Origin of the sequence: Sporosarcina koreensis (genome assembly GCF_001531445.1) — a bacterium.
GTDB classification, from domain to species: Bacteria; Bacillota; Bacilli; order Bacillales_A; family Planococcaceae; genus Sporosarcina; species Sporosarcina koreensis_C.
Map to the genome: position 1 here is coordinate 1 of NZ_LQYA01000067.1, position 10269 is coordinate 10269.

Below are 10269 nucleotides of genomic sequence, written 5' to 3' on the forward strand. Positions count from 1 at the left end.
CATTCAAAAGACTATCGGTGAAATTGTGACGTATCGAACAACTGTTATGCTGTTAGGGCCGATACTAGCGGGAATCATGTATGGCTTTTTAACTTTGCAAGCCATGATTGTTGTGTTTCTTATCATGCAACTGATTTCTTTGTTTTCAAATGTATTCTTGGAATTTAGCGAACAAAAATTTCAGGTTGTCCCTGATGAGAAGGCCAATCTAGGAAACTGGTTTCAAAGTTTTTGGCGTAAAATCGTAGTCGGTTTTCGATATATCATGAAATCAGATGTACTAAAGCAACTATTGATTTTATCGTTACTTATTAACGCGGTAGGTGCTGCTAGCTTTAGTGTTTTACCAGAGACGATTATGATTAAGGAATTGCAATTCACCCCTCCGCAAGTTGGAGTTGTCAGCGCGATTTTCGGGTTGGGATCACTAATCGGAAGCCTGATCCTGTCAAAAATGAAAATAAAAAATCCGCTTGCTGTGTTAAAGGTTGCGTTACTAATCGTAGCATTCATCTTACTTTCATTTACATTGCCTGTTTATTTTGAAGTCAAAACTGTCCTATCTATGGGATATATTGGGGTTATCGGTTTATCGATGGCACTGGTCTTTCAATTCGTATCGATTCCTATGTCATCGTATATGCAAAAAACAGTTCCAGATGAGTATAAAGGCAGAGTCTTTTCGATGAACAGCACAATCGGAATGGTTCTCATGCCGATTGGAACGATCATCTATGGTGCTTTATATGAAAAGGGTATTTATTTTCCGGTTAACTTGTTTTCCTCCATCATCATTTTGGTGACGGTCAGTTTAACATTACGTCCATTCATTTTAGCGAAAAGCGTTGAGGACTATAATAAATGACCGAAGTCTGGACAACAAAGTGCCTCTTCCCGGCATACTTGGGAAGAGGCTGTGAGAAAACGAGCGTTTTTTAGTCAAACCATAATACGGCGATTGTCCCTTCGCCTGCGTGCACGGCGAGAGTGGAGCTGATGTCGCCAATTTCGACGGTAAGCCCGGGGATTTGATTCAGAATCATTGCTTTTAATTCCGCGGCCTGCTCTGGGACATTCCCTTCCATCAAATAGATTTTTCCTTTGCCTTTCGGATGGGCTTCCGCCACTTTATCGACTAAATATTGAAGCGCTTTCTTTTCGGAACGAACTTTTTCGATCGCTTCCAATTTCCCGTCAGTTGTAATTTGGATAATCGGCTTCACTTTCAACAGGCTGCCAAGGAAGAATTGGACTCCATTCATCCTTCCGCCTTTGTACAGCTGCTCCAACTGGCCGATGTAAATGAAACTTTTCAATGTTCCTGCCATTTTCTCTAGTTCCATTTTAATTTCCGGTACGGATGCTCCTTCTTTCTGCAATTCCATCCCTTTGTCAATCAACCCGGTTATCCCGTACGAGAGGGATTTGGAGTCGATGAATGTGATAGGGAAACCTGCGATATCCGCGCCGGCGATGGAAGATGTGAGAGTACCGCTCAACTCGCCTGATATATGGATGGCGATTGCCTGCTCATAGTCTACCGCAATTTTCTTGAATTTCTCGGCGAACTCGCCAGCTGACGGCTGGGACGTTTTCGGAAACTCCGTCGCGCTCTTAATATTTTCATATAATTGGGTAGGTGTTAGGTCGACGCCGTCGATAAATTGTTTTTCCCCGAAATGTATATTCAGCCGAATCGAATAGAAATCGGGGTGGTTTTTCAATTCATCTGTAATATAGGCAGTGCTGTCTGTTATCCATGCTATCGGCTTCTTCGTCATTTGTCAGTCATCCTTTTCTAAACATTCGCTTCTTTTATTACTATACTACAGAAAGTAATGTCTTGAAATACAAATCGGATGAAATGGCTTGAATGATTACGGAAAGTTACGGGATATTCCCTAGTTGTCCTCGTTTCGTGTATAATGGTCGTCAGTATGATGTGAAGGGGAGTTCATAAGTATGAATGAACAAGCACTTTCTGTAAGAGAAGCGATCACCAGCCGCCGCTCGGTCAAAAACTTTAACGGGCAGCCGGTCGACCTTGAAAATATAGTATCCGTTTTGGAAGATGCCAGATGGGCACCGACGCATGGCTTGCGTAATCCTTGGCGTTTCGTTGTCGCTGCCAATCAGGAATATGTAAAGTTCCAAGACGTGTTAAAAGAATATGGCGTGCCAAAGTGGAAAGAGCTTTCCGAAGAGGAACTAGAGAAGCAAATGAAGAAGTTCCGCGCTCCTGGCGCAGTCGTTTTTGTCGTAGTCAAAGAGGATGTCCGGCAGAAGGAACGGCTAGAGGATTATGCAGCAGCAAGCGCGTTGATTCAAAATGCGATGCTGCTTGCATGGGACCAAGGGATCGGGACATGCTGGAAGACACCGCCATTCATCGACAACCCGAAATTCCGGGAAGAGCTCGGTGTGAAAACCGGTGAGCGGATCATGAGCATGCTGCAATTCGGTTATTATGATGATATTCCAAAAGGGCGTGTACGCACGCCGCTTGAAGACATCGTCACATTTTATGGAATGGATGACGAACAAGAAGAGGAATAAGAAAAAAGAACTGTCCAGAAAGTCGGCAAATGACTTTCTGAGACAGTTCTTTTTGTATTAATGGAGTGGCACGCTCTAAGCAAGCCGCTGCGCGTCCAAAGCAGTCGCTTCCGCGTCCAAAGTAAGCCGCTGCGCGTCCAAAGCAATCGCTTCCGCGTCCAAAGTAAGCCGCTGCGCGTCCAAAGCAATCGCTTCCGCGTCCAAAGTAAGCCGCTGCGCGTCCAAAGCAATCGCTTCCGCGTCCAAAGTAAGCCGCTGCGCGTCCAAAGCAGTCGCTTCCGCGTCCAAAGTAAGCCGCTGCGCGTCCAAAGCAATCGCTTCCGCGTCCAAAGTAAGCCGCTGCGCGTCCAAAGCAATCGCTTCCGCGTCCAAAGTAGCCACTCACATGTCCAAAGCAAGCCACTACTCGTCCAAAGTAGCCACTTCCGCGCTCAAAGCATGCCGCCTCACACCGAAACTTACTTCTTCAAATCATCTTTCGAAAACTGCGCAAGTTCATGATAATATTCCCCGATAACTCGCAAGCCTTTGTCGAAATTCTCCAAGTGGAAATGTTCATTAGGCGCATGGAAATTCTCGCTTGAGAGACCGAAGCCCATAAGGACGACCGGCAAATTCAAGATTTCATCGAACGCCGCCACGATCGGAATCGAACCGCCCATACGTGTGAAAGCGGTCGGCACATCATATACTTTCTCAAATGACTTTCCTGCCGCCTGGATAGCTGGGTGGTCGAAAGGTGTGATGAAAGGTTTTCCTTTATCGAATTCGCTAACTGTTACCGTGACGCCGGCAGGTTTATGCTTTTCGATATGGGCCTTCAATTTCTTCACGATGTCTTCCGGATCTTGATCAGGAACGAGACGACAAGTAATTTTAGCGCCTGCTTCGGACGGCAATACAGTTTTAATGCCTTCCCCGGAGAAGCCTCCAAAGACGCCGTTCACTTCTAAAGTAGGGCGCGTCCACGTCCGCTCCAAATAGGAATAGCCTTTTTCACCGAACAGCTCGCCGACACCAATCTGCTCTTTTAATGCATCCTCATCGAAGTTGAGCGCTTCATAAGCCGCACGCTCTTCGTCTGCCAACGGACGCACATCTTCGTAAAATCCGTCGACAGCAATCGTCCCTTCTTGATCATGGAATGACGCAAGGATTTCGGAGATCGCATGAATAGGATTTTGCACGCCGCCGCCGTAAATGCCGGAATGTAAATCGCCTTTCGCACCTTTGACATCGATCTGGACGCCTGCAAGTCCACGCAATCCGTAGCAGATCGCAGGCTTTCCAGGTCCGTACATGCCCGTATCCGAAATGACGATAATGTCGGCGGCCAATTTCTCTTTATTCTCCTCGATATATTTTTCGAGGTTCGGACTGCCGACTTCCTCTTCGCCTTCGATGATGAACTTGACGTTCACCGGCAGACTGCCGTTTTCATTCATGAGCGCTTCAACCGCTTTAATATGCATGAACACCTGCCCTTTGTCATCGCTTGCCCCGCGTGCATACAATTTATTGTCGCGCACTTCTGGCTCGAACGGGCCACTTTCCCACAGATTCACAGGGTCGACAGGTTGAACGTCGTAGTGACCGTAGAACAGAATCGTAGGTTTCTCTTCTGCGTGGAGCCAGTCCCCGTAGACGACCGGATGTCCTTCTGTCGGGTCGATCGAAAGATTTTCCAAGCCCGCTTGTTGGAATGAATCCTTCAACCACTCAGCTGCTTTTTGCATATCCGATTTATGTTCGGACAACGCACTGATACTCGGAATGCGGAGGAAATCTTTCAATTGCTCCAAATGCTTTTCTCGTTTAGATGTGAAATACGCATCAAGTTTTTCCAAATGACTCAAAGTGATCCCCTCATTTCAAAATTATTTCGTGAATCAATTACGCCTAGGCGTAATTGCATCCGGATTTTTATCGAGCTAGCTCGATAAACTCCCCTGAAAATCCGTGACATCCGCGGGCCTACAGGATGTAGGTCATGCAACCGTTGCCACAGGACGTGGCGCACCTAGGTTGCCTTCTTTTAACTTAATTCAGCATGAGTTGGAACTTTTATTAATTGAGGTGTTTCTGTGTTCATTCTATTACCTATTGGAGTGGAAGCTTTTGCTGGATTAAGTTAAAAATAGTATAGCATGTCTCTGGGAATCAAGTTATCTAAAAGGACGGATTTGCTATGGGTATGTTATGATATGTAAAAGTTGCTAAGTGAACGAACAGTTGAAGTACAGAAACTCCGGGAGGAATCACTTTTGTTTATAGCACTAGGGTTCTTTTTACTTATGTCGTTCTTCCTTTCAGGGAGTGAAACGGCACTAACCGCGGTCAACCGCATGAAAGTCCAGCTCCGTGCCGAGCAAGGCGATCCGAAATCGATCAAGCTAAGAGATTTGATATCGAAGCCCGATCGGATGATCACCGCTATTCTTATTGGAAACAATGTGGCGAATATTATGATGCCGACAATCGTTACGATGATCGCAATCGATAAAGGCTGGCAAGTCGGGGTCGCGACAGGGGTTTTGACGGTCGTGCTCATCGTTTTCGGGGAAGTGTTGCCGAAGACGATTGCAGCAACATTTGCCGATCGGATCGCCTATGTCGTCGGGCCTACGATTTCCATATTCGTCAAACTGCTCACGCCGCTGACGACTCTCCTTTCTTTATTCACGAATATCTTCATCCGCATCATTTCAAAAGGTGCTGTAAGGGAAGCGACGTTAACGAAGGAAGAGCTTCGTTCCATGGTGGACATCGCTTCGACGGAAGGGACATTCGAACAGGAGGAATCGCTCCGCTTGAAAGGGGTGCTTGATTTTCCTGACAAGGACGTCTCCGATGTGATGGAAACGCACCGTACCGATGTGATCGGTCTGCCGATCGAGTCGACATACGAAGAAGTCCGCGATACGATTTTGGAATACTTCTATACACGTTATCCAATTTATGTGGAAAGCATCGACCGGGTCGTCGGGGTTTTCTATTCGAAGATGTTGATAGAATGGTCCATGCATCCTGAAAAGAAGCTCGCCGACTTGATGGACGAAGAGCCGCTATTCGTAGTCCAGACAGCAAGCGTTGAAAAAGTGTTCAAACTGATGCTTGCGAATAAAAAACATATGGCTATCGTACTCGATGAATACGGCGGAACGCTCGGTATCGTCACACAAGAGGACATTATCGAGGAAATGATCGGGCAGGATATCGAGGATGAAACGGACTTCGATGAAGAAGTGCTCGTCTATGAAAAGACCGATGACTTGCTCATCTGTCATGGTCGATTTGAAATTGTGGATGCCGTCGATCTGCTCGACATCGAATTGCCGACCGACCATGAAACAATCGGCGGGTTCGTCATGCAAGAACTCGGCCATGTACCCGAAGAAGGGGAACGTTTTACATACGAAAACCTGTACTTTGAAATCGTGGAAATGGATCGCAGTCGCATCGTCAAAATGAAGATTACGAAAAGGCATGATCAGATAACCGAAGAAGAATGACAAACGCCCCGCATTTGATTGCGGAGCGTTTTTTTCATCCAGCTCCGAACGCCAGCCCCTCGAGTCGCTTCGGTCTTGAATCAAAAGGCAAAAAGCGCCTTTTGTTCAAGCCCTCCGACGTACAGGATGTACTAGTGCCGACGTTGCCACAGGACGTGGCGACCTTAGTCGGCCAGCGCTTGTCGGGGCTAAACAGGCGTTCTCCGCTTTTGCGCGTAGCTTACAACTTTGTAAGTTTAGTGAAAGACAAGTCGATAGTTTGTAATGGAAGATTTGTTGATAATAAAGTCAACAGTTACAAAACGGAGGCGTTATCGAATGAAAATCGACTTGACAGAGCTATATGATGAGTATGGCCGATACATATATCATCTTTGTTTGAAATTGACACGTAATAAAGAGGAAGCCGAGGACCTTATGCAAGATGTATGGGTCAAGGTCGTCCGCTATAGCGGGAAGATGGATAATGTAGACCGCATGAAAGCTTGGTTGACAACGATCTGCATGAACACATTCCGGGATCGTTATCGGAAAGATGTCAGAAGAAGCAAGCACGTTATGCACCAACCTGAAACATTGGACGTTCCGATCTTAGATTTGGTTCCCAGCGACAATCCGACACCTGGTGAAATGATCGAGCAGAACGATATCCAGCTAATGGTGCAGCAGAAGATCGGCCAATTGGACGGCATTTATCGGACGACAATCGAATATTTCTATGTTTACCAATATTCATTGATTGAAATAGCAGATTTGATGAAAGTATCGATCGGCACGGTGAAATCTCGTCTGTTCCGGGCGAAGAAGTATTTGAAGGAGTTAATGATGGACGACACGACAGTGAGAGAATACGTCACAGCGTAATCGGATGGATGACTCGAATGCCTCTATATGAAAATAGGGGCGTTTTTTGATTTATGCGTGTTTGACGAGGATTATGGACTTTTATAGCGGTTTATGCGTTTCTGTGCGGATCTATGCGATTCTATGCTGGTTTATGGACTTCTGTGAAAATTTATGCGTTTGTAGCGGAGTTTTTTGAAGCAAAATTGCTAGTTTGCGATTATCCAGTTAGGGGAACTTGTAAATGGCAAGTAGAATTCGGGGTTGATTGAATGAAAAAGATGAAAAAGTGGGTTCGACCGAAATGGTTCATCCTGATGGCAACCCTGTTGTTTCTATTCCTATACGTCGGGGTCATCACCTGGCACACATATAAACCACTGCCGGAAGGCATCAATTACGAAGGAGAGATCCATTGGACGGACGACGTTGAAATGCTCACCGATTTGACGTACGCCCAGAATCGAAAAGGAGACGGAATGGTGCATGAGCTCTCCATCTTTGATGAAATCTACAAAATGATCGACGAGGCGCAAGAGTTCATCGTCCTCGATTTCTTCCTTATGGACCACTACACTGATGAAAACATCGACTTTCCGAACATCTCGGAAACATTGACGACGAAATTGATTCAAAAGAAAAAAGAGAATCCGCAAATGGATATCGTCTATATTACCGACCCCCTCAATACCGGCTATGGATCCTATGAATCGAAATGGTTCAGCCAGCTTGCGGACGCCGACATTGAAGTCGTCTATACCGATCTTGACCAGCTGCGGGACTCGACGCCGATCTACTCTGGCCTCTATCGCACCATTTTTCGCTGGGTCAATTTCGAGAAGAATGGCTGGATTGCAAATGCGATGGCAAGCAAAGCACCGGAAATGACGTTGCGATCGTATATGATCCTTTTGAATGTGAAAGCGAACCACCGGAAGACGGTTGTGACGGACAAGTCGGCGATTGTGACGTCGGGCAATCCGCACGACGCAAGCAGTCTCCATGGAAATGTTGCTTTGAAAGTGAAGGGTGCCGGCATATTAAATGATATATTAGAGGCGGAGGAGGCGGTCGTCCGCTATACAAATGGCGGTTCCTTGCCCCGTGTGGACGCTGAGGAGGAGCCTGGCGGCGATTATGCGGTCCAATATTTGACGGAAAAGAAAATCCACGATGCACTCCTCGGCGATATTGCAGCAGCCCAAGAAGGGGATTCGATTCGTATGGGCATGTTTTTCATTGCGATGCCCGATATCGTCCAGGCGATTGTAGACGCATCGAATCGCGGCGTCCATGTTCAAATGATCTTGGATCCGAATGAAAACTCGTTCGGCAATGAGAAGTCGGGCCTCCCAAATCGACCGGTTCTCCAGAAGATGATGGAGGAGACGGACGGGAAGATCGATGTCCGGTGGTATAATACAGTCGTCGGCCAATACCATACGAAGCTTGTCGTCGTGCAGACGACGCAGGAGACGTATATTACGAACGGCTCTGCAAATTTGACCGATCGGACATTGAACAATTACAATCTCGAGGCAAACTTAAGAGTAATCGCCCCGAACGACAGCGAGCTGTCAAATGAGATCGACGAATATTTTGAACGGCTCTGGAACAATGAAGACGCTCTTTACACACTCGATTTCGAGGAGTTCCAGGATGGCTTCACTTTCTTCCAGCGTGGCATCTACCGGCTTCAGGAATTATTGAAACTGACAACCTACTAATAAATAAAAGGCTGTCCACGAGCGGAATCCCGTTCGTCGGCAGCCTTTTTTCACTTATACGGCTAGACTCCGGGCGCTAGCAGGGCTAACAGCCTCGGAGTACTTGCTCCCAACGCTTCGCTTTTACTCGCAAAAGCCGTTCTGCGTGACGGCTTTCGCTTTTGTTTATTCAGATAGCTCTGCAAGCTGTTTGTTCAACTCGGCTAATTGATCTTCCATCGCGGCAAGTCGCTGCTCCGCTTTTTGGACCGAATCTGCGTGTCCTGTCGACTCCAATTTTTCCACATCGCCTTGCAAGCTGATATAATCCATTTTCAATTCCGCGATTGCTGATTCGATCTGCCGTTTATTCATTTGTATTACCCCAATCGTTTTCCTTTAGTGTAGCATATCCGACAACGCTTTTCCGCCCGCCCGGCGTTTCGGGTGTTCCAATAAATAATGGATAGTCTCAACCACTTTGTTCTTCCCGTCACCAAGGCCGAGCGCCAATTGCCGTTCAATCGAACGTTTTCTCAATGGTTCATGCAGTAACGGCTCCATGATCGCATTCAACAGATTCGACTGTTTCACTTTCCTTCCGAGGCCAAGATGGACGAAGCCATGCTGTTCCTTCGGGAATGCAAGTCCCAGTTCGAAGTCGTTTTGGGAAAGTACGACGCACGGGATGCCCATGACGGCGACTTCATAAGGCATATAACCGGATGCGCATAAAATGACATCTGCTGTCGCGTAAACTTCCGGTACATGGTAGGGCGGCTGTTGGACAAGCGTGTTCCGCCTTCCGAGCGCCATCATTCGGAGCGTGCTGACGTCATGCGGATAGCGCTCTCCGACGAGAACAGTCACCTTGAGTGGAATTTGCAGCTGTGACACATGCCGGAGTGCGCGGTATGTCAAGTTCCCCTCGTCTTCTTCGCCGAATGAAATGACAAGGTGGGGGAGGGGGCCAGGCTGTTGCTTTTGCAGGCCGGTTTTTTCAAAAGGCTGCATCATTGGGTCGGCCATGAACAGCCGTCGGTCCACGATGATATGTTCTTCATGCTCGTCAACTGTTTCCTCTAACAGGGTTTGGAAGACGAAGTCCGCTTGTTTTCTACCGTCACCGAAATCATCGAAATGCAAAAGAGCAGGGACGATATCGCGGAGCTTTTCCACTTCTTCGGAAACAGTCGGACCTGTATCGCGGATGAGGAGGTCGGGACGTACGAGCTTCAATGTCTGTATGAGATTGGCCTTTTTACCGATTGTGATCGATTTGAAGCCATCCGGAGGTGAAGGGGAGTTTTCACCGACGATGAATAGGACGTTCACTTCTTTTGCGATGTCCCGTGCAAGCATGGAAGCTCTCCTTGCGGGATACGAGCCTTTTCCGTCCGACCTCGCAATGTAAAATGCAACGGTTTTCTTCTTTGAGTTTTCTATTGGAATCACCCTTTCTATTCCTGTGTATAAACTACTCTCCTTTTCACCCTATGTTTGGAAAAAACGAGTTATGTACAAATACGTTGAATGAAAAAGGAAATGTGGTAAACTAGCATTTATTCTTAAGGAAACGGGGTGTTTCCAGTGTTCGATTCTTTATTATTCGACTTGATGCTTGTCATCTTAATCGGGATGCTTTCCCAATG

At 46.8% G+C, this 10269-nt stretch carries 10 protein-coding genes; 5 read left to right on the forward strand and 5 right to left on the reverse strand.

The window, feature by feature from the left end:
• Window positions 1–865: MFS transporter (locus tag AWV70_RS10535; RefSeq protein WP_160327647.1), on the forward strand; the 865-nt coding region annotated here is incomplete at its 5' end.
• A 70-nt stretch (window positions 866–935) separates the two neighbouring features.
• On the opposite strand, the gene AWV70_RS10540 is transcribed toward AWV70_RS10535, so the two are convergent.
• Complete coding sequence (locus AWV70_RS10540) at window positions 936–1781, reverse strand: DegV family protein (RefSeq protein ID WP_060206854.1); 846 nt, start codon at window positions 1779–1781, stop codon at window positions 936–938.
• A gap of 181 nt (window positions 1782–1962) precedes the next feature.
• Between AWV70_RS10540 and AWV70_RS10545 the strand changes: the two genes are divergently transcribed.
• Window positions 1963–2556 carry a nitroreductase family protein gene (locus AWV70_RS10545; RefSeq protein WP_060206856.1) on the forward strand — a complete coding sequence of 198 codons (594 nt, stop codon included), beginning with the start codon at window positions 1963–1965 and terminating at the stop codon, window positions 2554–2556.
• Between the two features lie 75 nt (window positions 2557–2631).
• On the opposite strand, the gene AWV70_RS10550 is transcribed toward AWV70_RS10545, so the two are convergent.
• Both AWV70_RS10550 and AWV70_RS10555 read right to left on the reverse strand, forming a co-directional pair.
• Window positions 2632–2937, reverse strand: coding sequence for a hypothetical protein (locus AWV70_RS10550; protein ID WP_082713561.1), 306 nt, complete (start codon window positions 2935–2937; stop codon window positions 2632–2634).
• A gap of 77 nt (window positions 2938–3014) precedes the next feature.
• A complete protein-coding gene (locus tag AWV70_RS10555) occupies window positions 3015–4412 on the reverse strand; it encodes a dipeptidase (RefSeq protein ID WP_060206861.1) in 1398 nt (465 codons plus the stop codon).
• Between the two features lie 408 nt (window positions 4413–4820).
• Here AWV70_RS10555 and AWV70_RS10560 point away from each other — a divergent pair, with 408 nt between their 5' ends.
• The 3 genes from AWV70_RS10560 (at window position 4821) to AWV70_RS10570 (ending at window position 8638) form a co-directional block, all read left to right on the forward strand.
• Window positions 4821–6068, forward strand: a complete 1248-nt coding sequence (locus AWV70_RS10560) for a hemolysin family protein (protein WP_060206863.1) — start codon at window positions 4821–4823, stop codon at window positions 6066–6068.
• A 318-nt stretch (window positions 6069–6386) separates the two neighbouring features.
• A complete protein-coding gene (locus tag AWV70_RS10565; RefSeq protein ID WP_060206865.1) occupies window positions 6387–6932 on the forward strand; it encodes an RNA polymerase sigma factor in 546 nt (181 codons plus the stop codon).
• A 251-nt stretch (window positions 6933–7183) separates the two neighbouring features.
• Complete coding sequence (locus AWV70_RS10570) at window positions 7184–8638, forward strand: phospholipase D family protein (RefSeq protein WP_060206867.1); 1455 nt, start codon at window positions 7184–7186, stop codon at window positions 8636–8638.
• A 165-nt stretch (window positions 8639–8803) separates the two neighbouring features.
• Here the strand turns inward: AWV70_RS10570 and AWV70_RS10575 are convergent, their stop codons facing one another.
• Window positions 8804–8992 carry an SE1832 family protein gene (locus AWV70_RS10575; RefSeq protein WP_060206869.1) on the reverse strand — a complete coding sequence of 63 codons (189 nt, stop codon included), beginning with the start codon at window positions 8990–8992 and terminating at the stop codon, window positions 8804–8806.
• A gap of 24 nt (window positions 8993–9016) precedes the next feature.
• On the reverse strand, window positions 9017–10072 hold the full coding sequence (locus AWV70_RS10580) for a PseG/SpsG family protein (RefSeq protein WP_153009952.1): 1056 nt from the start codon (window positions 10070–10072) through the stop codon (window positions 9017–9019).
• Window positions 10073–10269 lie beyond the last annotated feature (197 nt).

Bases quoted from the DNA above. Each gene is read 5' to 3' on its own strand.
- AWV70_RS10575 (WP_060206869.1), bottom strand. From the start codon at position 8,992: ATGAATAAACGGCAGATCGAATCAGCAATCGCGGAATTGAAAATGGAT.
- AWV70_RS10540 (WP_060206854.1), bottom strand. From the start codon at position 1,781: ATGACGAAGAAGCCGATAGCATGGATAACAGACAGCACTGCCTATATT.
- AWV70_RS10565 (WP_060206865.1), top strand. From the start codon at position 6,387: ATGAAAATCGACTTGACAGAGCTATATGATGAGTATGGCCGATACATA.
- AWV70_RS10570 (WP_060206867.1), top strand. From the start codon at position 7,184: ATGAAAAAGATGAAAAAGTGGGTTCGACCGAAATGGTTCATCCTGATG.
- AWV70_RS10545 (WP_060206856.1), top strand. From the start codon at position 1,963: ATGAATGAACAAGCACTTTCTGTAAGAGAAGCGATCACCAGCCGCCGC.